This window comes from Pseudomonas sp. ICMP 3272, assembly GCF_001466905.1.
Taxonomy (GTDB): Bacteria; Pseudomonadota; Gammaproteobacteria; order Pseudomonadales; family Pseudomonadaceae; genus Aquipseudomonas; species Aquipseudomonas amygdali.
The window spans coordinates 183,075-206,521 of sequence record NZ_LKEK01000053.1 but is presented as its reverse complement, the minus strand read 5'-3'; the positions used below and the strand labels follow the sequence as shown (position 1 = coordinate 206,521).

General features: G+C 59.6%; 22 protein-coding genes. 14 read left to right on the top strand and 8 right to left on the bottom strand.

What is annotated here, in order from left to right:
• Positions 1-5: 5 nt before the first annotated feature.
• Positions 6-2,000: a sensor histidine kinase gene (locus AO068_RS14395; protein WP_058408693.1), complete on the bottom strand. Its 1,995-nt coding sequence runs from the start codon at positions 1,998-2,000 to the stop codon at positions 6-8.
• Positions 2,001-2,371: 371 nt separating this feature from the next.
• Between AO068_RS14395 and AO068_RS14390 the strand changes: the two genes are divergently transcribed.
• The 4 genes from AO068_RS14390 to AO068_RS14375 all read left to right on the top strand — a co-directional run bounded on the left by AO068_RS14390 (position 2,372) and on the right by AO068_RS14375 (position 6,205).
• Entirely contained in the window at positions 2,372-3,169 is a 798-nt protein-coding gene (locus AO068_RS14390; RefSeq protein WP_005745399.1) for a hydroxymethylpyrimidine/phosphomethylpyrimidine kinase, read from the top strand.
• 23 nt (positions 3,170-3,192) lie between these two features.
• Positions 3,193-3,810, top strand: a complete 618-nt coding sequence (gene thiE / locus AO068_RS14385; RefSeq protein WP_058408692.1) for a thiamine phosphate synthase — start codon at positions 3,193-3,195, stop codon at positions 3,808-3,810.
• 266 nt (positions 3,811-4,076) lie between these two features.
• On the top strand, positions 4,077-5,360 hold the full coding sequence (gene hemL / locus AO068_RS14380; RefSeq protein ID WP_058408691.1) for a glutamate-1-semialdehyde 2,1-aminomutase: 1,284 nt from the start codon (positions 4,077-4,079) through the stop codon (positions 5,358-5,360).
• A 296-nt stretch (positions 5,361-5,656) separates the two neighbouring features.
• The gene (locus tag AO068_RS14375; protein ID WP_058402597.1) at positions 5,657-6,205 is read left to right on the top strand and encodes a tetratricopeptide repeat protein; all 549 of its coding nucleotides are present in this window, start codon (positions 5,657-5,659) and stop codon (positions 6,203-6,205) included.
• 33 nt (positions 6,206-6,238) lie between these two features.
• Here AO068_RS14375 and AO068_RS14370 read toward each other — a convergent pair whose 3' ends face one another.
• Complete coding sequence (locus AO068_RS14370; protein ID WP_003376591.1) at positions 6,239-6,565, bottom strand: DUF1820 family protein; 327 nt, start codon at positions 6,563-6,565, stop codon at positions 6,239-6,241.
• A gap of 130 nt (positions 6,566-6,695) precedes the next feature.
• On the opposite strand from AO068_RS14370, the gene miaB reads away from it, so the two are divergent.
• From miaB to lnt, 5 genes are all read left to right on the top strand, one after another.
• Positions 6,696-8,024, top strand: coding sequence for a tRNA (N6-isopentenyl adenosine(37)-C2)-methylthiotransferase MiaB (gene miaB / locus AO068_RS14365; protein WP_057402156.1), 1,329 nt, complete (start codon positions 6,696-6,698; stop codon positions 8,022-8,024).
• Between the two features lie 176 nt (positions 8,025-8,200).
• Positions 8,201-9,223: a PhoH family protein gene (locus tag AO068_RS14360; RefSeq protein ID WP_004666280.1), complete on the top strand. Its 1,023-nt coding sequence runs from the start codon at positions 8,201-8,203 to the stop codon at positions 9,221-9,223.
• Positions 9,216-9,716, top strand: a complete 501-nt coding sequence (gene ybeY, locus AO068_RS14355) for an rRNA maturation RNase YbeY (RefSeq protein ID WP_002555317.1) — start codon at positions 9,216-9,218, stop codon at positions 9,714-9,716. Before AO068_RS14360 ends, ybeY begins: the two co-directional genes overlap by 8 nt.
• Positions 9,717-9,721: 5 nt before the next feature.
• A complete protein-coding gene (locus AO068_RS14350) occupies positions 9,722-10,564 on the top strand; it encodes an HlyC/CorC family transporter (RefSeq protein WP_002555318.1) in 843 nt (280 codons plus the stop codon).
• A gap of 28 nt (positions 10,565-10,592) precedes the next feature.
• Positions 10,593-12,113 carry an apolipoprotein N-acyltransferase gene (lnt, locus tag AO068_RS14345; RefSeq protein ID WP_058408690.1) on the top strand — a complete coding sequence of 507 codons (1,521 nt, stop codon included), beginning with the start codon at positions 10,593-10,595 and terminating at the stop codon, positions 12,111-12,113.
• A 48-nt stretch (positions 12,114-12,161) separates the two neighbouring features.
• On the opposite strand, the gene AO068_RS14340 is transcribed toward lnt, so the two are convergent.
• Both AO068_RS14340 and AO068_RS14335 read right to left on the bottom strand, forming a co-directional pair.
• Positions 12,162-12,932: a YdcF family protein gene (locus AO068_RS14340; RefSeq protein ID WP_058408689.1), complete on the bottom strand. Its 771-nt coding sequence runs from the start codon at positions 12,930-12,932 to the stop codon at positions 12,162-12,164.
• Between the two features lie 106 nt (positions 12,933-13,038).
• Positions 13,039-13,368, bottom strand: a complete 330-nt coding sequence (locus AO068_RS14335) for a hypothetical protein (protein ID WP_058402600.1) — start codon at positions 13,366-13,368, stop codon at positions 13,039-13,041.
• Between the two features lie 311 nt (positions 13,369-13,679).
• On the opposite strand from AO068_RS14335, the gene leuS reads away from it, so the two are divergent.
• The 5 genes from leuS (at position 13,680) to AO068_RS14310 (ending at position 19,921) form a co-directional block, all read left to right on the top strand.
• Complete coding sequence (gene leuS, locus AO068_RS14330) at positions 13,680-16,286, top strand: leucine--tRNA ligase (protein ID WP_058408688.1); 2,607 nt, start codon at positions 13,680-13,682, stop codon at positions 16,284-16,286.
• Positions 16,287-16,375: 89 nt separating this feature from the next.
• Positions 16,376-16,981, top strand: a complete 606-nt coding sequence (locus tag AO068_RS14325) for an LPS-assembly lipoprotein LptE (RefSeq protein WP_002555323.1) — start codon at positions 16,376-16,378, stop codon at positions 16,979-16,981.
• Between the two features lie 41 nt (positions 16,982-17,022).
• Positions 17,023-18,060 (top strand): DNA polymerase III subunit delta, encoded by a 1,038-nt coding sequence (holA, locus tag AO068_RS14320; protein WP_057402161.1) that lies wholly within the window; start codon positions 17,023-17,025, stop codon positions 18,058-18,060.
• A 284-nt stretch (positions 18,061-18,344) separates the two neighbouring features.
• Positions 18,345-18,500: an alternative ribosome rescue factor ArfA gene (arfA, locus tag AO068_RS14315; protein WP_002555325.1), complete on the top strand. Its 156-nt coding sequence runs from the start codon at positions 18,345-18,347 to the stop codon at positions 18,498-18,500.
• An 83-nt stretch (positions 18,501-18,583) separates the two neighbouring features.
• A complete protein-coding gene (locus AO068_RS14310) occupies positions 18,584-19,921 on the top strand; it encodes a lytic murein transglycosylase (protein WP_058408687.1) in 1,338 nt (445 codons plus the stop codon).
• A 146-nt stretch (positions 19,922-20,067) separates the two neighbouring features.
• On the opposite strand, the gene lipA is transcribed toward AO068_RS14310, so the two are convergent.
• The 4 genes from lipA to AO068_RS14290 form a co-directional block, all read right to left on the bottom strand.
• Positions 20,068-21,075, bottom strand: a complete 1,008-nt coding sequence (gene lipA / locus AO068_RS14305) for a lipoyl synthase (RefSeq protein WP_002555327.1) — start codon at positions 21,073-21,075, stop codon at positions 20,068-20,070.
• The gene (lipB, locus tag AO068_RS14300; protein WP_005745386.1) at positions 21,068-21,724 is read right to left on the bottom strand and encodes a lipoyl(octanoyl) transferase LipB; all 657 of its coding nucleotides are present in this window, start codon (positions 21,722-21,724) and stop codon (positions 21,068-21,070) included. Before lipB ends, lipA begins: the two co-directional genes overlap by 8 nt.
• Positions 21,724-21,999, bottom strand: a complete 276-nt coding sequence (locus AO068_RS14295; RefSeq protein WP_002555329.1) for a DUF493 domain-containing protein — start codon at positions 21,997-21,999, stop codon at positions 21,724-21,726. The genes lipB and AO068_RS14295 overlap by 1 nt, the downstream gene beginning before the upstream one ends.
• A gap of 93 nt (positions 22,000-22,092) precedes the next feature.
• Complete coding sequence (locus AO068_RS14290) at positions 22,093-23,253, bottom strand: D-alanyl-D-alanine carboxypeptidase family protein (RefSeq protein ID WP_058408686.1); 1,161 nt, start codon at positions 23,251-23,253, stop codon at positions 22,093-22,095.
• Positions 23,254-23,447: the final 194 nt, after the last annotated feature.

Sequence of the window (23,447 nt, the reverse complement as noted above, 5' to 3'; positions counted from 1 at the left end):
ACGCTTTATATACCCCACTGGGCCTTGAGTTCTGGGGCTCTGCGCACTGCGCCCGGTACAACCATCAGCATCGGGACGTTCAAGGTAAAGCAACTGCCCTTGCCTGGCTCGGAACGATGACTCAGCTCGCCACCCTGCAACTCGACCAGTTTCCGGCAAATCGCCAGACCGATGCCCAGCCCGCCGTATTCGCGAGTCATGGAGCCGTCGACCTGAAAGAAGTGTTGATACAGTTGGGCTTCGTCCAGTCGGCTGAAACCGATGCCGCTGTCCATCACTTCAACCCGCAGATACATGCGCTCCAGATCCTGCGGGTGCCCGCTGAAGCGCACTTGCACCGCGCCCTTACGGGTGAATTTGATCGCGTTGTCCATCAGGCACTCGATGCACTGGTAGAGCTTGCCGATGTCGCCACGCAGGCACGGCGGCAGCTTATCGTCCAGATCGAGCGTCAAAATCAGCCCCTTGGACTGAGCGGCGCCCAGGAAGCGATTGCGTAGCCTGTCGGCGAGGTCTTCGGGCGAAAAGGCATTGCAGTCGGCATACAGCACACCGGCTTGAAGTTCGGTGAGGGTCAGAATGCCGTTGATCATACTCATCATGTCGCGCGCGGAACTGGCAGCCGTTTGCTGATACATCTCCAGCTCGTCATCCATATCGAGTGTCTGCATCACTTCCAGCGACCCGATCACGCCGTTCATCGGCGTGCGCAGCTCATGGGTAAGCGTGGCAAGGAACTCATCTTTCAGCCGGTTACTGTTGGCCAATTGCTGATTGAGACGCTCCAGATCCTGACCTGCCGCCAGCAGCGTTCGCGCCTGCTGGCACCGGGCATGGTTGATACGGTCGGCAAGCGCCATGGAAAGGAATGCCATTTCCAGCACCGTGCCGATGTGCGAGGCGTACATGGTCAGGAAAGTGTTGGGCAAATAGCCCAGCAGCATCAGCCCGAAGATCAACCCGCTGACCATGAAGACCGACCAGGCCAGCACAAAATAGCGCCCTACCCGCTCGCCTTTCATGATGGCGACAATGCCCGCCAGGTAGATCGTCACGGCCCCTGTCATGACCAGTTGAGTGGCCCCGCGCAGGGCTGGCCCGTAACCCAGGAACAAGGCCATGCCCATCACCAGCACAGCAGCGCCGATGACTATCAGCAGCAAGCGGTCCAGCCAGCGCGCCAACTGTGCCGTACCCAGAAAACTGCGGGAAAACTGGCACGCGAACAGCGTGGCCAGCGCCATCAGAAAGGGCGTCGACGCATTTGCCCACCAGGGGCTGTCAGGCCACAGGTATTCAATTGCGACGCCGTTGATCGACATCTGGTAAAGCCCGAACGAGGCGACATACAGCAGGTAGTACAGGTAATCCACCTCACGGACGCTGAGGTAGATGAACAGGTTATAGACCAGCATGCCCAGCAGCACGCCGTAGATCAGCCCGAAGACGTAAACCTTGGTGGGCTGCGCCTCGAGGTAGGCGTGAGTAGACCAGAGATTGAGCGGAGCCTGAACCGACCCTTCACTGCGTATGCGCATGTACAGGGTTCGCGTCTGACCCGCTGGCAGGTCCAGCTGGAAAAGGTAGTTGTTCTGGGCGAACTGGCGGCTGGAGAACGGCAACATGTCGCCGGTCTGCCAGACCCGCCCGGGATTCCCGTCGGCATCCGGGACATAGAAATCAACGTGGTCCATTGGCGGATAGGCCAGTTCCAGCAACCAGTCGTTATGGATGCTGGCGTCTATCGGGCGATAGGTCAGCTCGACTTTCAGCCAGAAGGCGGAACGCGAGTACCCGGCGTTGAAGGTCCCGGCAGGCACGGACTGAAAGGCACCGGCGTGAGCGGCGGCGCTGACGCTTTCAATGGTCGCATCGCCGGTCGGGTCTTCGAATACCTGAATGGCACGACCCAACGGCAGAAAACGAGTGTTTTCATCAAACTCGACTGCATGACTCTGCAACGGCAGCCAAAGAGCCAGAATGATCAACAGATAGCGCATTGAAGCCCCAAGGTAGGTCGTCGCGTTCAATCCATCCATTGATTACGACGCCCCGCAATTTTCTGTCCTTGAAACAGGCTAATGATTCAAACAGACCATTGAACGTAGGGATGACCTGGCTGGCATCGGTATAAAAAACGATGCAAACCGTCGGTAATCGGTCTGACCACACAAGCATAGCCGCTAATAGCGTAAAGACAGTATCGCGATAAAAATCAAGGCAATAGCTCTACATCGGCTATTTCAGGCCAAACATGAGTATTTTTTGCAGGTTTGTCGAATCTGCGACAGTCGCCGACGGACCATCACCAGCAAGAAAAACCTGGCACCCCGAGCGGCCCGCGAAAGGTTTAGTGATAAGCTCGCGCACCATGAATATCTATAGCTCCCGCCCCGTTGTCCTTTGCCTCTCCGGCCACGACCCTAGTGGCGGTGCCGGTATGCAGGCCGATATAGAAGCCCTGCTCGCCCAAGGCTGTCACGCCGCTCCGGCGATTACTGCGCTCACCGTGCAAGACACTGTAAATGTCAGTGATTTTCGCGTGCTCGATCGCGAATGGGTCATGGCACAGGCCAATGCCGTCCTCAACGATTCGAACGTAGCCGCCGTCAAGCTGGGCATGCTCGGTTCGCTGGAGATGGTCGACACGGTCGTCGACCTGCTTCTCGCTCACCCGCATTTGCCAATGGTCTGCGACCCGGTGCTGCGTGCTGGCGGCGGCGGACGGCTGGGCAAGGACGAAGTCGGCTACGCCATGCGCGAACGGCTGCTGCCATTGTCGACCATCGCGACCCCCAATCTTCCGGAAGCACGCATTCTTGCCGAGCTGCCTGAGGGTACTGCGGACGAGTGCGCCGACAAGCTACTGCTGTTTTGTGAATACCTGCTAATCACTGGCGGTCATGGTGACGAGCAGCAAATCCATAATCGTCTTTATGTGCGTGGCGGCCAGACCCACACTTTCATTTGCGAACGTCTACCCGGCAGCTACCACGGTTCAGGCTGCACACTGGCCAGCGCACTGGCCGGACGTATTGCCCAGGGAGAAGAACTGGTCAGCGCGGTAAGATCGGCGCTGGACTACACCTGGCGAACGCTGAGGGACGCCGAGCAGCTGGGCCGCGGGCAATTTGTGCCTCGTCGGTTGCCGCTGGATTTTTGCTCGTAACACATCGCCATGAGGCTCGATTCATGAAACTACGTGGCCTGTATGCCATTACCGACAGCCAGTTGCTGTCCGGCAAATCTCTCTCGTACGTCGAAGCTGCGCTGGATGGCGGCGTGACGCTGCTGCAATACCGCGACAAGACCAGTGACGAGTCCCGCCGTCTGCGCGAAGCGACTGAGCTGCTCAAACTCTGCGAGCGCTACAAGACGCGACTGATCATCAACGATGACGCCGAACTGGCGGCGCGTCTGGGCGTGGGTGTGCATTTGGGCCAGACCGACGGCTCGTTGCCGGATGCGCGTGCCCTGCTGGGGCACAAGGCGATTGTCGGTGCCACCTGTCACGGCAGTCTGGAACTGGCCGAGCAGGCAAAGGCTGATGGCGCTACGTACGTAGCATTTGGCAGGTTCTTCAACTCCCTGACCAAGCCCGGCGCACCCGCAGTACCGCTGGACCTGATTGCTCAGGTGCGTGCCAGGGTTCACTTGCCGATTGCCGTGATCGGCGGCATCACCCTCGAAAACGCCCCGCAACTGGTCGAACATGGAGCAGACCTGCTCGCCGTGGTACACGGCCTGTTCGGCGCTGAAAACACCCAGGAAGTGACGCGCCGGGCAAAAGCCTTCATGGCGTTGTTGTAGAGCAGAATTGCTGTGGGAGTGACCGGGGATCCGCATTGCTCGCGAAGGCGATGGTTCAAAATGCTCTGTTTTCGGGGTCTGCACTGCCCCCTTCGCGAGCAAGCTCGCTCCCACGAGTACGTGGATCCTCCTTCATTTGATATAGTGCGCGTTCCTGCGCCTTCTCTGGCTCATGCCACCCAATAAAGCAGCCCACCCTGAAGCTGCCCGCTTCGGCTGACCCCAGCGTAGACACGAATTCCCCGTTTCAAAGCAGAGACCCGATCATGTCCCGTTCCGAAACACTGTTCGCCAACGCCCAAAAACACATCCCCGGTGGCGTCAATTCGCCGGTTCGTGCTTTCAAAAGCGTAGGTGGCACGCCGCTGTTCTTCAAACATGCTGCGGGCGCTTACGTGACTGACGAAGACGACAAACGCTATGTTGATTACGTTGGCTCCTGGGGGCCGATGATTCTTGGCCATAGCCACCCGGAAGTGCTCGATGCCGTGCGCAGCCAGCTGGAACACGGCCTGTCTTACGGCGCACCGACGGCCATGGAAACCGAAATGGCCGATCTGGTCTGCGAACTGGTGCCGTCCATGGAAATGGTCCGCATGGTCAGCTCGGGCACTGAAGCGACCATGAGTGCGATCCGTCTGGCCCGTGGTTTCACCGGCCGCGACAGCATCATCAAGTTCGAAGGCTGCTACCACGGTCACTCCGACAGCCTGCTGGTCAAGGCTGGCTCCGGTGCCCTTACCCTGGGCGTACCCAGCTCGCCTGGCGTACCGGCGGCGTTCGCGAAACACACCCTGACCGTACCCTTCAACAACCTCGACGCCGTGCGTGACCTGCTGGCTGAAGTGGGTCAGGAAGTGGCGTGCATCATCGTCGAGCCCGTTGCTGGCAACATGAATTGCGTGCCGCCTGCGCCTGGCTACCTGCAAGGTCTGCGCGACCTGTGCGACGAGCACGGCGTGGTGCTGATTTTCGATGAAGTGATGACCGGTTTCCGTGTAGCCCTCGGTGGCGCACAGGCTTACTACGGCGTGACGCCCGACCTGAGCACCTTCGGCAAGATCATCGGCGGTGGTATGCCAGTCGGTTGTTTTGGCGGCAAACGCGAAATCATGTCGCACATCGCACCGCTTGGTCCGGTCTATCAGGCGGGCACCCTGTCGGGTAACCCGTTGGCGATGGCTGCCGGCCTGACCACCCTGCGCCTGATCAGCCGCCCGGGCTTTCACGATGAATTGAGCGACTACACCCGTCGCCTGCTCGAAGGCCTGCAACAGCGCGCCGATGCAGCAGGCATTGCGTTCGTGACGACCCAGGCGGGTGGCATGTTCGGCCTGTACTTCAGTGACGCCCCTGAAATCGTAACGTTTGAAGACGTGATGACCAGCGATGCCGAGCGCTTCAAACGTTTCTTCCACTTGATGCTGGAAGGTGGCGTGTACCTCGCGCCGAGCGCGTTCGAAGCCGGTTTCACCTCCATCGCCCACGGTGATGCCGAGTTGAAACTGACACTCGATGCCGCTGAAAAAGCGTTTGCTGCGCTGAAATAAGCTCGTCAGACTCACCCGCGCCGGGTGTCATTGAACCGGCGCGAGTGATGCCTGTGAATGAAACGGAACGCTAAGTACGTATTTTGCTTCTACAATGCAGGGCGGATGCTGCAAACACAGGTCACTGGAAGTGTTGTTTCAGGTAATGCCCCCCTAAAGAAGGGCGTTTTCAACGCCGTGCAGCAGAAAATCCGTAAAGACTTTGTAAGGTTGGCTCTGCTTATTTCATAATGCGCAGCCAGCACGTTTAGCTGGCCGGGCATGCCCGCACCTTTTTCAGAGGTAAGTCGACTCCCATGAACCGCACCGGCCGCACCCTTGTATTGGGCTGCCTGTTGCTTGTCTATCCCCTGCTGGCGACTGCTGGCGGCAACTCGTTGTTAATCCCGGCGATGGGTCGTTGCACCCTCAATACCCAGCCAGAAAACCTGCCCGCTGCGCTTGAAGCGTGTCAGCAGGCCGCCAAGGGTGGGGATGCGCAGGCGCAGTACGAGTTGGGTGAGTTCTATTACGAGGGCAAAAATGCACCTCGCGATTTGCCGCAGGCGCTGAATTACTTCGAGCAGGCCTCATTGCAGGGCCATGCTCAGGCGCAGTATCAACTTGGCTTGATGTTCAGCCGTGGTGAAGGGGTGCAGGCCAATAACATTCAGGCATATATCGTGCTGAAGATGGCCGCAGTCAATGGCTCTGAAGAGGCGCTGGACGCCGCCGACGAGGTGTCGGCAAAGATGCAGCGCGACGAACTGGAAGTTGCCACCCAGGTACTGGGGCAGATCTTCCGCAAATACCTGCTTGAACTGCAGACCGCCGAAGGGCGCAGCCCCTTCTCTCCGCTGCCCTGACCAGCAATAGCTCAGGGCACTTGCGATTCAGACTTACTTTTCCGGCATCGGCATGGGAAACGGCATTACGTTGCTGGTGCCACGCGCTTCACTGATCTTCGGCACGCCCATGCGCTCGACTTCGTCGATGCGCACAATCGAATGCATCGGCACAAAACTGCGCACCACGCCTTCGAACTGGGCCTTGAGCTTCTCTTCGCTCGGGTCCACCACAACCGTCGTGCGTTCGCCGAAAACGAATTCTTCAACTTCCAGAAAGCCCCACAGATCACTTTGATAGATCTGCTTGGCGTACATCTCGAACACCTGTCCCTGGTTGAGGAAAATCACCTTGTAGATTGGAGCTTCGCGTTTGGTCATAACGGGCGGGTAACGATCGGAGATGAAAAAGGGGCACGGACTATAGCATGTCCATCGGACAGCCAACGCTAGGAACCCGAGCCCTTCATCCTTATAATGCTCGGTTCACTGATACGGTTGATGATCACGCATGGCCAAGAAGCTTTATATCGAAACCCACGGTTGCCAGATGAACGAGTACGACAGCTCGCGCATGGTCGATCTGCTGGGCGAACATCAGGCCCTGGAAGTCACCGCTCGCGCGGAAGACGCCGACGTGATCCTGCTCAATACCTGCTCGATTCGCGAGCGCGCCCAGGACCGGGTGTACTCCCAGCTTGGCCGCTGGCGTGAACTGAAACTGGCCAATCCCGAGATGGTGATCGCTGTCGGTGGCTGCGTTGCCAGCCAGGAAGGCGCAGCCATTCGTGATCGCGCGCCCTATGTGGACGTGGTGTTCGGCCCCCAGACCTTACATCGCCTGCCGGAAATGATCGACGCAGCACGCGTGACACGCTTGCCGCAGGTCGATGTCTCGTTCCCGGAAATCGAAAAATTCGACCATCTGCCCGAGCCGCGCGTCGATGGTCCGAGCGCTTATGTATCGGTGATGGAAGGCTGCAGCAAATACTGCACGTTCTGCGTGGTGCCCTACACACGTGGCGAGGAAGTCAGCCGGCCGTTTGACGATGTGCTGAGCGAAGTCATCCACCTCGCCGAAAACGGCGTGCGTGAAGTCACCCTGCTGGGGCAGAACGTCAACGGCTATCGCGGCACCACCCACGACGGTCGCGTTGCAGACCTGGCGGACCTGATCCGCGTGGTTGCCGCCGTCGATGGCATCGACCGTATTCGCTACACCACCTCGCACCCGCTGGAGTTTTCCGACAGCCTGATTCAGGCCCATGCGGAAGTGCCGGAGCTGGTCAAACACCTGCACTTGCCGGTGCAGTCGGGTTCCGACCGCATTCTGGCGGCCATGAAGCGCAACCACACCACGCTGGAATACAAGTCCCGCTTGCGCAAGCTCAGGGCGGCCGTACCGGGCATCAGCATCAGTTCCGACTTCATCGTTGGCTTCCCCGGCGAGACCGAAAAAGATTTCGACAACACCATGAAGCTGATCGAGGACGTAGGTTTCGACTTCTCGTTCTCGTTCGTCTACAGCCCGCGCCCGGGTACGCCTGCCGCAGATCTGAAAGACGACACGCCAGAAGCCCTCAAGAAAGAGCGCCTGGCCGCGCTGCAACACCGCCTGAACCAGCAGGGTTTCGAGATCAGCCGGCAGATGGTGGGCAGCATCCAGCGCATTCTGGTAACCGACTATTCGAAGAAAGACCCTGGCGAACTGCAGGGCCGCACCGAGAACAACCGGATTGTGAATTTTCGCTGTAACAACCCGAAGCTGATCGGGCAGTTTGCCGACGTACACATTGATGATGCGCAGCCTCACTCTCTGCGTGGCTCGCTGCTACAGTAAACCTTGAATGTCGCCGCAGAAACGAATCGCCGAATGAATTCGGTTCTGCGCGGTCCCTACCATTGAGCACGGTGAATCCCTGGCGCGGCCTTTAACACGGCAAAGCTTTCACACAACCAGCGCCAGGGGTATTCTTCAATACATCTCAATTGCCGCCGGACGGCCATTAAACGACCTTGAACGCACCCATAGAACCTCATCGCTTCACCCTCGAGCCTTTCGAGGCCCATCGTTTCGCCAACCTGTGCGGGCAACTCGACGAGCACTTGCGCCTGATCGAGCAACGCCTGGACATCGAGATCCGCAATCGCGGCAATCAATTCGAGCTCATTGGCGATTCAAAACAAAATCACTCCGCCGAGAATCTTCTGCGCCGCCTGTACCGGGAAACCAAAGGTACCGAGCTGACGCCGGACATGGTCCACCTGTTCCTTCAGGAATCAGGCGTGGACGGCCTCGACAACCACCCTGCCGCCGAAGTCGGCGTCTCGCTGCGCACCAAAAAGGGCATGATTCGCCCGCGCGGCCTGAACCAGCAGCGTTACGTCAAGGAAGTCCTCAGCAACGACATCAACTTCGGCATCGGCCCTGCGGGTACTGGCAAGACGTACCTGGCGGTTGCCTGCGCGGTGGATGCGCTGGAACGCGAGCAGATTCGTCGCATCCTGCTGGTGCGCCCGGCGGTCGAAGCGGGCGAGAAACTGGGCTTCTTGCCCGGCGATCTGGCCCAGAAGATCGACCCGTACCTGCGACCGCTGTATGACGCGCTGTACGAGATGCTCGGTTTCGAATACGTCGCCAAGCTGATCGAGAAGCAGGTCATTGAAGTGGCACCGCTGGCTTACATGCGCGGACGCACCCTTAATAACAGCTTCATCATTCTCGACGAGAGTCAGAACACCACTGTCGAGCAGATGAAGATGTTCCTGACCCGTATCGGCTTCGGCTCTACCGCCGTGATCACCGGCGACATCACCCAGGTCGACCTGCCCAAGGGCACCCGGTCGGGGCTGACGCATGTCATCGATGTGCTCAAGGACGTGCCGGGCATCAGCTTCACGCACTTCAAACCCAAGGATGTGGTTCGCCACCCGCTGGTGCAGCGCATTGTCGAGGCCTACGAGCGCTTCGATGATCAGCTCAGCGACGGTTCGTCGGGCAACAACAGTTACCCACGGGACAAGAACCGCGATGCTTGAGCTGGACCTGCAGATTGCAAGCGAAACAAGCGCCCCCGACGAAGCCCGATTCCGCCTCTGGTGTGAAATGGGCTTGCGTCAGCGCAGTGCCGATTCCGAGCTGACCATCCGCCTCGTCGACGAAAACGAAGGGCGCGAGCTCAATCACACCTGGCGACATAAAAATTACGCTACAAACGTGCTTTCATTCCCGGCGGATGTTCCGGACGACATGCTGGACATCCCGTTGCTGGGCGACCTGGTCATCTGCGTCCCGGTGGTCAACCGCGAAGCCGCTGAACAAGGCAAGTCCGTTGACGCGCACTGGGCACACATGGTCATTCATGGCTGCCTTCATCTGCTGGGTTACGACCACATCGATGATGAAGAAGCCGAAGAAATGGAAGCACTGGAACGAACGTTGCTTGAGGAGCTGGGCTACCCCGATCCTTACGCCGAAGATGAAAGTGCCGACCACCCCCATTCAGACACACCAAGCAAGGACCACGAGTAAGGGCTATGAGCGAAGACCGATCGAGCAACGGGCAAAAGTCATGGTTGGGTAAACTGACCCAGGCCTTTGTCCATGAGCCGAAAAACCGCCAGGAGCTGCTTGAGCTGCTGCGCGAAGCCCACCAGAACAAACTGCTGGACAGCGAAGCGCTGGCCATCGTCGAGGGCGCCATTCAAGTGGCTGACCTGCAAGTACGCGACATCATGGTGCCGCGCTCGCAGATGATCAGTATCAAGGCGACCCAGACACCCCGTGAATTTCTGCCTGCGGTCATCGATGCTGCGCACTCGCGCTATCCGGTGATCGGCGAGAGCCACGATGACGTGCTCGGTGTGCTGCTGGCCAAGGATCTGCTGCCGCTGATCCTTAAAGCCGACGGCGACAGCGACGACGTCAAGAAGCTGCTGCGTCCGGCTACGTTCGTGCCCGAATCCAAGCGCCTCAATGTGTTGCTGCGCGAATTTCGCGCCAACCACAACCACATGGCCATCGTCATTGACGAATACGGCGGTGTGGCAGGTCTGGTGACCATCGAAGACGTACTGGAACAGATCGTCGGCGATATCGAAGATGAGCATGACGTCGAGGAAGACAGCTATATCAAACCACTGCCCAGCGGTGACTTCCTGGTCAAGGCCCTCACGCCGGTCGAGAATTTCAACGAATTCTTCGACAGTGCGTTCTCCGACGACGAGTTCGACACCGTGGGCGGTCTGGTAATGAATGCCTTCGGCCATCTGCCCAAGCGCAACGAAATCACTGAAATCGGTGCATATCGTTTCCGCATCCTGAGCGCTGACAGCCGCCGCATTCATTTGCTGCGCGTGACTCCCATTTCACGTCCGTAACCACTTGATGCTGCTTTAAGGAATCTACATGCGCTGGATAACCCGCCCCGGCTGGCCCGGTAACCTGCTGGCCCTGGCGGCTGGCGGGCTCACGACCCTAGCCCTGGCACCATTCGACTTCTGGCCGCTGGTGCTGGTGTCGGTGGCCCTGTTCTATCTGGGGCTGCGCGAGCTGAGTCCGCGCCAGGCACTGGCTCGTGGCTGGTGTTACGGCTTTGGCCTGTACGGCGCTGGCACCAGCTGGATCTACGTCAGCATCCATACCTACGGTGGTGCTTCGGTACTGCTGGCCGGGCTGCTGATGCTGCTGTTCATCGCCGCCATTGCCCTGTTTTTCGCCCTGCCCGCCTGGGTCTGGGCGCGCTGGCTACGCCGCAACGAAGCGCCGTTGGCCGATGCACTGGCGTTTGCAGCGCTATGGCTGTGGCAGGAGGCATTTCGCGGCTGGTTCCTTACCGGTTTCCCGTGGCTCTATTCCGGTTACAGCCAGCTTGACGGACCACTTGCCGGGCTCGCCCCGGTCGGCGGTGTATGGCTTATATCGTTCTCACTGGGCCTGACTGCTGCACTGCTGTGCAACCTGCACCGCTTGCGGGCACGCAAATCGTTTCTGGCGACGGGCGTGGTGCTGTTGCTGGCGCCGTGGATTGCTGGCCTGGCACTCAAGGATCATGCCTGGACATCACCGTCCGGCCCGCCGCTGAAAGTCGCGGCGATGCAGGGCAACATAGAACAAAGCATGAAATGGGACCCGCAAAAGCTCAATGATCAGCTCGCGCTGTATCGGGACATGACCTTCCGTTCGCAGCAGGCTGACCTGATCGTCTGGCCGGAAACCGCCGTACCGGTGCTCAAGGAAAGCGCAGAAGGCTATCTGGCGATGATGGGCAAGTTCGCTTCGGACCGCGGCGCAGCGCTGATCACCGGCGTGCCGGTGCGTGAGCCGACCGGGCGCGGTGAGTATCGTTATTACAACGGCATCACGGTTACCGGCCAGGGCGACGGCACCTACTTCAAACAAAAGCTCGTACCATTCGGCGAGTACGTGCCACTGCAGGATCTGTTGCGCGGGTTGATTTCCTTCTTCGACCTGCCGATGTCGGACTTCGCCCGCGGCCCGAACGACCAGGCGCTGTTGCAGGCCAAGGGTTATCACATTGCGCCGTTCATCTGCTACGAAGTGGTCTATCCAGAGTTCGCCGCAGGCCTGTCGGCGCAAAGCGACCTGCTGCTGACGGTCAGCAACGACACCTGGTTCGGCACCTCGATCGGCCCTCTGCAACACTTGCAGATGGCCCAGATGCGCGCCCTTGAAGCAGGCCGCTGGATGATCCGGGCAACCAACAACGGCGTGACCGCGCTGATCGACCCGTTTGGCAAGATCACCGAGCAGATTCCGCAGTTCGAACGCGGCGTGTTGTACGGCGAAGTGGTGCCGATGCACGAACTCACGCCTTACCTGCGCTGGCGCTCGTGGCCACTGGCAATTGTCTGCCTGCTGCTGTTCGGCTGGGCATTGATGGCCGCACGGATTGCCAAAACCGTCTGATTGCATGAAACCGGTATCGCCTGTTTTCAGGCGATACCGGTTAAAGAGTCAGTGGCTGTCCGGGTAGATCCACGGATAAACCAGCCAGCCTGCCGCTTCGTTAAGCAACACGCCGCTTTGCGTGAACACACGACTTTCAGGCAGCCAGCCGCCAAAGGGGCGAGCGTTGTCGACACCGAGAAAGCCGACCGGCGCACTCACCACGGTAAAACCCGCCTGTTCGAAACTCCAGCGCGCTCGTGGCATGTGCCAGGCTTGCGTGACCAGCACCACGCGCTTGATACCTAGCGGTTGAAGAACCGCAGCGGTCATTGTCGCGTTTTCCCATGTTGTACGGCTCAACCCTTCCTGCCAGCGTACCGTCACACCAAAATCATCGTGCAGCGACTGCGCCATGATCGACGCCTCGCTGGGCGGCTGGTCAAAGTGCAAGCCGCCGGTGGTCAGTATTGGCAGCCCGGACGTTTTCGACAACCGCGCCGCCAGACGCAGTCGCTCCAGCCCCAGCCCGGTCGGTGTATCTGTGCCCCACGTCGGAGAATTGCGCTCACGGCCATTGCCCAGCACCACAATGGCGTCCGCCTGCTGCGCCAGTGTTGCCCATTGCTGCTGCGGCAAGGGCGGGACCTGCTCAATTTTTCGGGCAGCGAATTCCACCGCCACCGGCAGGCTCATCAGCCATAACCCGCCGAGACCGACGGCAAAAAATGCCGTTGCCAGGCGCGGACGGGAGCGACGCAACCACCAGCCAAGAATGAGCAGAACAAACAGGATACCGGGCGGCAACAGGAGGGTTTTGAGCAGGTAGCGCAAAGGCATCGGGACATCTCCATGGATGTCCGCAGCCTAGAATGTTTGAAGCCAGGCGACAACGCCCGAAGTAAGCAGGCCCTTCGCCTGCGCGCAGAAGCGAGATTTTAAGTACTTAACTGTGGCGACCCAACCGTGCCAGGCCCCCGCCTCGTCGCCTGTCTTTCAGCCAGATGATAGTCGCTGACGCTCTGGAAGGCCTGCCGAGATCCGGCTGGAACACCAGGCGCTCCCTGACAGCGACGTCCGCAGCCCTCAGGCCTTTTTCCAGATAGGCTTCGATCAGCTGGAATTCGGCACTGCTCAAGCCCTTGAGCTCAAGCTCGGCTGGCGACTCGTTTCGTAGCCTGACTGAAGTACTTGCCGTCTCGAGCGCAAGCCCGAGGCGGTCGATCAGACGTTCATACAGCTCGGACAGGCTTATTACATGCTGCAACTCGGTCATCCGCTCACCTCATCGAAGATAATCATCACCCTCGAAATTGAGCTTAGCGCTGCTGTGCAAACCGGCATGGAACTGCGACCAACGGGCAGATGGGGCTGTCAGCCGGGCTTTGAGCCCTGCGAGGCGCAATCAGGGTTTCCCTCGATAGACAGCCCTCATGTATGCTACTGCGCTTCCTGTAATTCCACTTCCGTGCTCTTGAGCCCGAACGCACCGCACAGACAGTTGCAATTGTCCGCCACGCGGTGCCGACCTGACTCGGCGAAGCAATGAAGAGGTCAAGGGTCACTAATCTTTAGTAAAAAGTAGCCATGCACGAACTCTATCAGCCCCGCGAAATCGAAGCCGCTGCCCAAACATTCTGGGATGAGCAAAAGTCTTTTGAAGTCAGTGAACAGCCAGGCAAGGACACTTTCTATTGCCTGTCGATGTTTCCTTACCCGAGCGGCAAGCTGCACATGGGTCATGTGCGCAACTACACCATTGGTGACGTGATCTCCCGTTACCAGCGCATGCTGGGCAAGAACGTCCTGCAGCCGCTGGGCTGGGACGCGTTCGGCATGCCGGCCGAAAACGCCGCCATCGACAACAACGTCGCGCCGGCCAAGTGGACCTACGAAAACATCGCCTACATGAAGAACCAGCTCAAGAGCCTGGGTCTGGCGGTTGACTGGTCGCGCGAAGTCACCACCTGCAAGCCTGATTACTACCGCTGGGAACAATGGCTGTTCACTCGCCTGTTCGAAAAAGGCGTGATCTACCGCAAGAACGGCACCGTCAACTGGGACCCTGTCGACCAGACCGTACTGGCCAACGAGCAGGTCATCGACGGCCGCGGCTGGCGTTCCGGCGCGCTGATCGAAAAGCGCGAAATCCCGATGTACTACTTCAAAATTACCGCCTACGCCGACGAGCTGCTGGAAAGCCTCGACGAGCTGCCGGGCTGGCCTGAACAGGTCAAGACCATGCAGCGCAACTGGATCGGCAGGTCGCGCGGCATGGAAGTGCAGTTTCCGTACGATCAGGCCTCGATCGGCGAAGCCGGTGCACTGAAAGTCTTCACCACCCGCCCTGACACACTGATGGGCGCGACCTATGTCGCCGTTGCCGCCGAACACCCGCTGGCAACCCTGGCCGCTCAAGGCAACCCTGAGCTGCAAGCGTTCATCGATGAATGCAAAGGCGGAAGCGTTGCCGAAGCCGACGTTGCCACTCAGGAAAAGAAAGGCCAGCCGACTTCGCTGTTCGTCGAGCACCCGCTGACCGGCGAAAAACTGCCGGTGTGGGTCGCCAACTACGTGCTGATGCACTACGGCGATGGCGCTGTCATGGCCGTACCGGCACACGATGAGCGTGATTTCGAGTTTGCCACGCAGTACGGTCTGCCGATCAAGCCCGTAGTACGCACCAGTGCTGGCGACCAGACGCCTGCCCCATGGCAGCCGGCCTACGGCGAGCATGGCGAGCTGATCAATTCCGGCGAATTCACCGGCCTGAATTTCCAGTCCGCATTCGATGCCATCGAAGCGGCACTGGTGAAAAAATCCCTCGGCCAGTCGCGCACCCAGTTCCGCCTGCGTGACTGGGGCATCAGCCGCCAGCGTTATTGGGGCTGCCCGATCCCTATCGTGCATTGCGATACCTGTGGCGACGTGCCGGTTCCTGAAGACCAGTTGCCGGTTGTCCTGCCTGAAGACGTAGTGCCCGACGGTGCTGGCTCGCCATTGGCGCGCATGCCCGAGTTCTACGAATGCAGCTGCCCGAAATGCGGCGCACCGGCCAAGCGCGAAACCGACACCATGGACACCTTCGTCGAGTCCTCGTGGTACTACGCTCGCTATGCGTCGCCGCATTACGAGGGTGGTCTGGTCGAGCCGAACGCTGCCAACCACTGGTTGCCGGTGGACCAGTACATCGGCGGCATCGAGCACGCCATTTTGCACCTGCTCTACGCGCGCTTCTTCCACAAGCTGATGCGTGACGAAGGCCTGGTGACCTCGAACGAGCCGTTCAAGAACCTGCTGACCCAAGGCATGGTCAACGCCGAAACCTACTTCCGCATGGAAACCAGCGGCAAGAAGACCTGGATCAACCCGGCCGACGTGACCCTGGAAAGAGACGCCAAGGCCAAGGTGATCAGCGCGAAGCTGACCAGCGATGGCCTGCCGGTGGAAATCGGCGGCACTGAAAAGATGTCGAAGTCGAAGAAAAACGGCATCGACCCGCAAACCATGATCGATCAGTACGGTGCCGATACCTGCCGTCTGTTCATGATGTTCGCCTCCCCGCCCGACATGAGCCTGGAATGGTCCGACTCGGGCGTTGAAGGCTCGCATCGCTTCCTGCGCCGCGTGTGGCGTCTGGCTCAGGCGCATATCGCTCAAGGCCCGTCGACCGGCCTGGACGTTGCGGCATTGTCCGATGAGCAGAAAGTCATCCGCCGCGCAATTCATCAGGCGATCAAACAGGCGAGCCAGGATATTGGCCAGAACCAGAAATTCAACACCGCTGTCGCGCAAGTGATGACGCTGATGAACGTGCTGGAAAAAGCCCCGCAGGACACACCGCAGGATCGCGCGCTGCTGCAAGAGGGTCTGGAAACGGTCACCCTGTTGCTGGCACCTATCACGCCGCACATCAGCCACGAGCTGTGGACGCAACTGGGCCACAATGAGCCGGTGATCGACGCTGGCTGGCCTGCATGCGATGCAAATGCGCTGGTTCAGGACAGCCTGCAACTGGTGATTCAGGTCAACGGCAAACTGCGCGGCCATATCGAAATGCCCGCCAGCGCCAGCCGCGAAGAAGTCGAAGCGGCCGCACGTATCAACGAGAACGTATTGCGCTTCACTGATGGCCTGACCATTCGCAAGGTGATCGTCGTGCCTGGCAAGCTGGTCAATATCGTCGCAAGCTGATTGGATCGGGCGCCAGGCAAACGCCGGGCGCCGAACATATTTCCAGGGTACGCACTGGCGGCCCAAACGGATTCAAGGGGAGCATCAAGATGATCAAACGCAATTTGCTGGTGATGGGCCTGGCTGTTCTGTTGAGTGCCTGTGGCTTCCAGCTGCGTGGCACCGGCACCACCGAGCTGGCGATCAAGGAGTTGGATGTCAGCGCGCGTAACGCCTATGGCGAAACCGTGACTCAACTCACTCGCCTGCTGACCAGTTCCGGCGTCAAGGTCTACACCGGCGCGCCTTACAAGCTCATGCTGACCAACGAAGCCGAAACCCAGCGCACCGTCAGCTACTCGGGCTCGGGCCGCTCGGCTGAATACCAGCTGACCACCACCCTGACCTATGAAGTGCATGGCGACAGAGATCGCTTCCTGCTCGGCGACAAGGTCAGCACGGACCGCTCCTACGTTCACGATGGCAACAACCTGACCGGTTCCGATCAGGAAGCCGCCCAGGTTCGTCAGGAAATGCGCAACGACCTGATCCAGAAATTGATGGCGCGCTTGCAGCAGATGACGCCGGCACGCCTGGAACAGCTGCAGGCCAAGGCTGACGCAGTTGCCAAGGCTGAAGCCGACGCACAGGAAGCCGCTCAGCGGATCCGTGACGAGACGCCTCAGCAGTCGCCTGTCGAAGTACCGGCCAGGTAAGTGTCCGGGGCCAGTCAGCTGGCCCCGACATGCTCTGACTCATGAAACTCGCCCCCGCCCAACTGGGTAAACACCTGCAAGGTGCACTTGCGCCTGTCTACGTGATCAGCGGCGACGACCCGCTGCTCTGCCAGGAAGCGGCTGACGCCGTGCGCGCCGCTGCGCGCCAGCAAGGCTTCGATGAGCGACAGGTGTTCAGCGCTGACGCCAGTTTCGACTGGGGTACGTTGCTTCAGGCCGGCGCCAGCATGTCACTGTTCGCCGAGCGCCGTCTTCTGGAACTGCGTTTACCCTCAGGCAAACCCGGTGACAAAGGCGCTGCGGCGCTCATGGAATACTGCGCAAGGCCGGCCGAAGACACCCTGCTACTGATCAGCCTGCCCAAGCTCGATGGCAGTGCGCAGAAAACCAAATGGGGCAAGGCACTGGTTGAGGGTGCGCAAACCCAGTTCGTGCAGATCTGGCCGGTAGACATTGGCCAACTGCCGCAATGGATTCGCCAGCGCCTCTCTCAGGCAGGGCTTGCTGCGACCCAGGACGCTGTCGAATTGATCGCTGCCCGGGTCGAAGGCAACCTGCTGGCAGCCGCGCAGGAAATCGAAAAGCTCAAGTTGATGGCCGAAGAAGGCCAGATCACCGTCGAGACAGTACAGGCGGCCGTGGCCGACAGTGCACGCTTCGATGTATTCGGTCTGACCGATGCAGTGCTCAACGGCGAAGCAGCCCATGCGTTGCGCATGCTGGAAGGCCTGCGCGGCGAAGGGGTCGAAACCCCCGTGATCCTCTGGGCCCTGACCCGCGAGCTGCGCGCACTGGCCAACATGTCCCAGCAGTTCAGTCAGGGCGTGCCGCTCGACAAAGTGTTCAGCTCGGCCCGCCCGCCAATCTGGGACAAGCGCAAGCCGCTGATGAGCAAAGCCCTGCAACGCCATTCGGCAAAACGCTGGAGCCAGCTGCTAATGGATGCACAGCGCATCGATGCGCAGATCAAGGGTCAGGCGGCAGGCTCGCCCTGGAGCAGCCTGAGCAGGCTGGCGCTGCTGATGGCCGGGCAACGGCTGGCATTGCCTGCGGAGTAGGCAGGTGCTGTCGACTCTCGTTCCCACGCTCTGCGTGGTAATGCCCTTCAGGACGCTCTGCGTCCTCTTGTGACGCGGAGCGTCACGAACTGCATGCCGACGCAGAGCATCGGCACGATAATCAAAGTGAGGCGCCTGCACTGCCCCCTTCGCGAGCAAGCTCGCTCCCACAGGTATTGCATTCAAGTCCGTGCTCAGCGTCATAGCACACGACTATTAGACACAACCGTCAATCTGCCCGATGATTTGCAGCGTTTTACAACACCCATCAGGAGTCCCCCGCCATGAGCAAGCCAAAGCGGCCGAACAAGGCCAAATCCATTATCGCCCAGCCATTGTTCCGCAGTCGTCAGGAACAACCCGCCAAGGGCAAAGGCAGCTACCGCCGCGAAGCCTTCCAGTCTAAAAGCTGGGAGGCTTCCTGCTTTATGGCGGCCTGATATCGAGCAACATCTCCGAGGCGCTTTCAACCGCTTAGCCGTGTTATGGTCTGCACCTAACGGTAATACCCTTGGACTCAAGCATGCCTTCTCGTTTTACCCATCGCCCGCAGCTGCGCCAACTCATCGCTGCCTCCAGCCTTATTGCCTTGGTAGCCTGCGCAGAAAAACCCACTGCAGCCGATGCCACGCCTCTTCAATCCAGCAAAGCACAGACAAACGCTCCTGCCGTAGCCCCTACGCCTGCGCTGGTCGTTGATGACACCCTCACGATTCAACCCGCCGTCAGCTTCAGCGAATGGCAGGCCGGTTTTCGTGTTCAGGCGTTAAAGTCAGGTATCCGGGCGGATGTATTCGATCTGGCATTCGCCGGTGTCACTCCCGACATGAGCGTGGTCAAGGCCGACCGCAGCCAGCCTGAGTTCACCCGTCCGATCTGGGAATACCTGGACGGTGCCATCTCCGCCGCACGCGTGCGCAAGGGGCAGGCGCTGCTTTCGCAGTACGCTGACGACCTGCAGAAGATCGAGCAGCAGTATGGTGTGGATCGTCAGGCGCTGGTCGCGGTATGGGGCATGGAAAGTAATTTCGGGTCGTTCCAGGGCACGCAATCCGTCATTCGCTCGCTGGCTACGCTGGCCTATGAAGGCCGTCGTCCGGGTTTTGCGCAGAGCCAATTGCTGGCCGCGCTGGAAATCATCCAGCATGGCGACATCACACCGGACAAGATGCTGGGTTCGTGGGCCGGTGCGATGGGCCAGACCCAGTTCATCCCGACCACCTACAACACCCACGCCGTCGACTTTGACGGCGATGGCCGCCGTGACATCTGGAACACTCCCGCCGATGCCCTGGCCTCCACTGCGCATTACCTGCAAAGCTCTGGCTGGCAACGTGGTCAGCCCTGGGGCTTTGAAGTGGTGCTCGGCTCCGGGTTTGATTACTCGCTGGCAGATTCGACAACCCGCAAGAGTCTTGCGGAGTGGCAGCAGTTGGGCCTGAAACAGCCGGACGGCTCGGCGATTCCAGTTGCAGCCAGCCAGCAGCAAGCCGCCTTGCTGTTGCCAGCCGGTTATCGCGGGCCAGCCTTTCTGGTGCTGGATAACTTCCGCGCCATTCTCAAGTACAACAACTCCACCTCCTACGCACTGGCGATCAGTCTGCTTTCTGACCGCTTCAAAGGGGCTGGCTACGTAGTAGGCGCATGGCCACGCGGGGACACTCCGCTGAGCCGCTCTGAACGCATTGAACTGCAAACCCTGCTCTCGGCACGCCAGTACGACGCAGGCGCACCAGACGGCATTATCGGTGCCAATACGCGCAAGGCCATTCGTAGCGCGCAGCAGTCATTCGGCTGGCCAGCCGATGGTTACCCGACGCATGAATTGCTGGAGGCCCTGCGCAAGCCTGCGGGGCAGTAATCGGGAGGACGCAGAGCGTCCAGAACGGCATGCCAACGCAGAGCATTGGCACGATAGTCCGCAGAGCATCGGCACGATAATCAACCGCAAAAAAAAGGGCCAGGTATCGCTACCTGGCCCTTCTTCGTTTCAACGCTCGCTATCTATCAGAGCATCGCCTTGGCAATCTTGGCCTGTTCGTCAGCATGGTACGAAGAACGCACCAGCGGCCCGGATGCGACGTTCTTGAAGCCCATCTTGTAACCTTCCTCGGCGAACCAGGCGAAGGTGTCCGGGTGCACGAAGCGCTGCACCGGCAGGTGGTTACGCGACGGTTGCAGGTATTGACCCAGCGTCAGCATGTCGATGTCGTGCTCGCGCATGCGCTGCATGACTTCGATAACCTCTTCATCGGTCTCGCCCAGGCCCAGCATAAGCCCGGATTTGGTCGGTACATGCGGGACCATCTGTTTGAAGCGCTGCAACAGGGTCAACGACCACTGGTAGTCCGAACCCGGACGCGCAGCCTTGTACAGACGCGGCACGGTTTCCAGGTTGTGGTTGAACACATCCGGCGGCTCGGCGGCGGTGATTTCCAGCGCCACGTCCATCCGGCCACGGTAATCCGGCACCAGCGTTTCGAGCTGTACGCCCGGCGACAGCAGGCGGATTTCACGGATGCAGTCGGCGAAGTGCTGAGCGCCGCCGTCACGCAAGTCGTCACGGTCCACCGAGGTGATGACCACGTACTTCAGACGCAGGTCGGCAATTGCGATGGCAAGGCTCTTCGGTTCGTTGACGTCGAGCGGCTTCGGACGACCATGACCCACGTCGCAGAACGGGCAGCGACGGGTGCAGATGTCGCCCATGATCATGAACGTTGCAGTGCCACCGGAGAAGCACTCGCCCAGGTTGGGGCAGGACGCCTCTTCACAGACGCTGTGCAGCTTGTGCTTGCGCAGCAATTGCTTGATACGGTCGACTTCCGGAGAAACCGGGATGCGCACGCGAATCCAGTCGGGCTTCTTCGGCAGATCTACCGTCGGGATGATCTTGACCGGGATGCGCGCAACCTTTTCCGCTCCGCGAAGCTTGACGCCCGCTTCGACTTTCGGACGGGCCACTCGCTCGGAAACATCCAGCGTCGGGATCAGGGTTTGCACGGTGTCAGTCATAATGGTTTATTCCGCCCGTAAGGGTCGCCTGCTCAGCGTAGTCGAGGTGTTTGACGAGCTGCGCACGCAGTCGGGCACTTACCTCGGAAAATTCTATCTGCCCTGCCTGATCGCTCAGTTGGGTCATGGCCAACCCGGCGTATCCGCAAGGGTTGATGCGGCGGAACGGCTCAAGGTCCATGTCGACGTTCAACGCCAGACCATGAAACGAGCAGCCGTTGCGAATGCGCAGACCGAGCGACGCGATTTTCGCGCCGTCGACGTATACACCCGGTGCATCGGCCTTGGCGGCTGCCTTGACGCCGTAGTCGGCGAGCAAGGCAATAAGGGTGTTCTCGATCCGGGTTACCAGATCGCGAACGCCGAAACCAAGGCGCCTGACGTCCAGCATCAGGTAAGCCACCAGTTGGCCCGGGCCATGATAAGTCACTTGGCCGCCACGATCGACCTGTACGACAGGAATATTGCCCGGCAGCAGCAAATGTTCGGCCTTGCCGGACTGTCCCTGGGTGAAAACCGGGGGGTGCTGGACCAGCCAGACCTCATCGGCAGCCTCGCGGCCACGCCCATCGGTAAAGCGTTGCATGGCGTGCCAGGCAGTTTCGTAATCGATCAGGCCCAGATCACGAAAACCCAGCGCAGCCGTCATCAGAGCACCATGTGCACGAAACCCGTAGCGCGAAGGGCACTATTGATATCGCGCAATTGATCTTCGCCTGTAGCGACGATGTGCAACTGGACGGTGGTGTATTTGCCGTTGCTGCTCTGACGCTCGGCGAGCGTCTTGAGGTCGACCTGTGCGTACTTGTGCAGGACTTCCATGACAGCAGCAGTAAAGCCCACGCTGGTATCACCGATCACCTTGATCGGATAGTCATCGCAGGGGAATTCGATTTTGTGCGACTTGATGTCGGTATCAGTCATGGCAGTAAAGGTCTCACAAGCCGTGACGACGGACACGCAGCCCGCTCAGATCATGAGCAGGCCGCGAGAAGGTCGGCAATAGTTACTGGAGGGTCAGTTGAACAAGCCGTAGAAGAACAGGCGGATGCTATCCCACACGCGGCGGAAAATGCCACCTTCCTCAACTGCATCAAGCGCAATCAGATTAGCGGTGTGAACCACCTGATCGTCTTTCTTGACCTCGACCTTGCCGATCACGTCGCCCTTGGCGATTGGCGCAACCAGTTGCGGGTTCATGGTCATGCTGGCGGAAAGCTTCTTCATGTCGCCTTTTGGCATGGTCATGCTCAGATCTTCAGCCAGACCGGCCTTGACCTGACGCTCGGTGCCTTTCCAGACGGCTGCCTGAGCCAGCTCGGTGCCCTTCTGATAGAAGTTCTGGGTTTCGAAGAAACGGAAGCCATAGGTCAGCAGCTTCTGGGTTTCAGCCGCGCGGGCCTGCTCGCTGTTGGTGCCGAACACTACCGCGATCAGACGCATGCCGTCACGTACAGCCGAAGACACCATGCAGTAGCCGGCTTCGTCGGTGTGACCGGTCTTCAGACCGTCAACGGTCTTGTCGCGCCACAGCAGCAGGTTGCGGTTAGGCTGCTTGATGCCGTTCCAGAAGAACTCTTTCTGCGAGTAGATCGCATAGTGAGCCGGGTCTTCGTGAATGATTGCACGCGCCAGGATCGCCATGTCGTGAGCCGACGAGTAGTGCTCGGGGTTCGGCAGACCGGTCGGGTTCATGAAGTGGCTGTTGGTCATGCCCAGGTCGCCAGCGGTCTTGTTCATCATGTCGGCAAATGCATCTTCGCTGCCGGCAATGTGCTCGGAGATCGCAACACTGGCGTCGTTACCCGACTGGATAATGATGCCGTGCAGCAGGTCGCTGACCGTCACCTGGCTGCCCACCTTGATGAACATCCGCGAACCGCCCGTGCGCCAGGCGTTTTCACTGATGGTCACCGGATCGTTCTCGCCGATCTGGCCGCGACGAATTTCCAGGGTCGCGATATAGGCGGTCATCAGCTTGGTCAGACTGGCAGGCGCCAGACGCTGGTCACCGTTGTTCTCGACCAGAACGTTACCGCTGGTGGCATCCATCAGTACGTAGGACTTGGCTGCCAGCTGCGGTGCAGCAGGCGTCATCTGCTCTGCCGCCCAGACGGTCGGGGTGATAATCAGTGGAACAAGCAGGCACAAACGTTTTGCAAAGGTGGTGATGTTCATCCGTCTCTCTAGAATCCTAATGGGCAAACATGCCCTTGCGGGCAAAACTGAACAGACCGGCGAGGCGAAAACGCCTCGGTACGGCTCGTGGCGCCAGGCTGTAACCCTGGCTGACAAAGTCGCCTGTTCGACACGCGACCTTGTGGGCAGTTACCTGCAACGCTGGCCCTGATGGCAAAGCTGCGCCGCCTGCG

Excerpts from the sequence above, each read along its gene's own strand:
- holA (WP_057402161.1), top strand. The coding sequence starts at position 17,023 with ATGAAACTCGCCCCCGCCCAACTGGGTAAACACCTGCAAGGTGCACTT.
- lipA (WP_002555327.1), bottom strand. The coding sequence starts at position 21,075 with ATGACTGACACCGTGCAAACCCTGATCCCGACGCTGGATGTTTCCGAG.
- AO068_RS14375 (WP_058402597.1), top strand. The coding sequence starts at position 5,657 with ATGAACCGCACCGGCCGCACCCTTGTATTGGGCTGCCTGTTGCTTGTC.
- thiE (WP_058408692.1), top strand. The coding sequence starts at position 3,193 with ATGAAACTACGTGGCCTGTATGCCATTACCGACAGCCAGTTGCTGTCC.
- lnt (WP_058408690.1), top strand. The coding sequence starts at position 10,593 with ATGCGCTGGATAACCCGCCCCGGCTGGCCCGGTAACCTGCTGGCCCTG.
- AO068_RS14395 (WP_058408693.1), bottom strand. The coding sequence starts at position 2,000 with ATGCGCTATCTGTTGATCATTCTGGCTCTTTGGCTGCCGTTGCAGAGT.
- ybeY (WP_002555317.1), top strand. The coding sequence starts at position 9,216 with ATGCTTGAGCTGGACCTGCAGATTGCAAGCGAAACAAGCGCCCCCGAC.
- AO068_RS14340 (WP_058408689.1), bottom strand. The coding sequence starts at position 12,932 with ATGCCTTTGCGCTACCTGCTCAAAACCCTCCTGTTGCCGCCCGGTATC.
- AO068_RS14310 (WP_058408687.1), top strand. The coding sequence starts at position 18,584 with ATGCCTTCTCGTTTTACCCATCGCCCGCAGCTGCGCCAACTCATCGCT.
- lipB (WP_005745386.1), bottom strand. The coding sequence starts at position 21,724 with ATGACGGCTGCGCTGGGTTTTCGTGATCTGGGCCTGATCGATTACGAA.
- arfA (WP_002555325.1), top strand. The coding sequence starts at position 18,345 with ATGAGCAAGCCAAAGCGGCCGAACAAGGCCAAATCCATTATCGCCCAG.
- AO068_RS14390 (WP_005745399.1), top strand. The coding sequence starts at position 2,372 with ATGAATATCTATAGCTCCCGCCCCGTTGTCCTTTGCCTCTCCGGCCAC.
- miaB (WP_057402156.1), top strand. The coding sequence starts at position 6,696 with ATGGCCAAGAAGCTTTATATCGAAACCCACGGTTGCCAGATGAACGAG.
- leuS (WP_058408688.1), top strand. The coding sequence starts at position 13,680 with ATGCACGAACTCTATCAGCCCCGCGAAATCGAAGCCGCTGCCCAAACA.
- AO068_RS14295 (WP_002555329.1), bottom strand. The coding sequence starts at position 21,999 with ATGACTGATACCGACATCAAGTCGCACAAAATCGAATTCCCCTGCGAT.
- AO068_RS14335 (WP_058402600.1), bottom strand. The coding sequence starts at position 13,368 with ATGACCGAGTTGCAGCATGTAATAAGCCTGTCCGAGCTGTATGAACGT.
- AO068_RS14350 (WP_002555318.1), top strand. The coding sequence starts at position 9,722 with ATGAGCGAAGACCGATCGAGCAACGGGCAAAAGTCATGGTTGGGTAAA.
- AO068_RS14370 (WP_003376591.1), bottom strand. The coding sequence starts at position 6,565 with ATGACCAAACGCGAAGCTCCAATCTACAAGGTGATTTTCCTCAACCAG.
- AO068_RS14290 (WP_058408686.1), bottom strand. The coding sequence starts at position 23,253 with ATGAACATCACCACCTTTGCAAAACGTTTGTGCCTGCTTGTTCCACTG.
- hemL (WP_058408691.1), top strand. The coding sequence starts at position 4,077 with ATGTCCCGTTCCGAAACACTGTTCGCCAACGCCCAAAAACACATCCCC.
- AO068_RS14325 (WP_002555323.1), top strand. The coding sequence starts at position 16,376 with ATGATCAAACGCAATTTGCTGGTGATGGGCCTGGCTGTTCTGTTGAGT.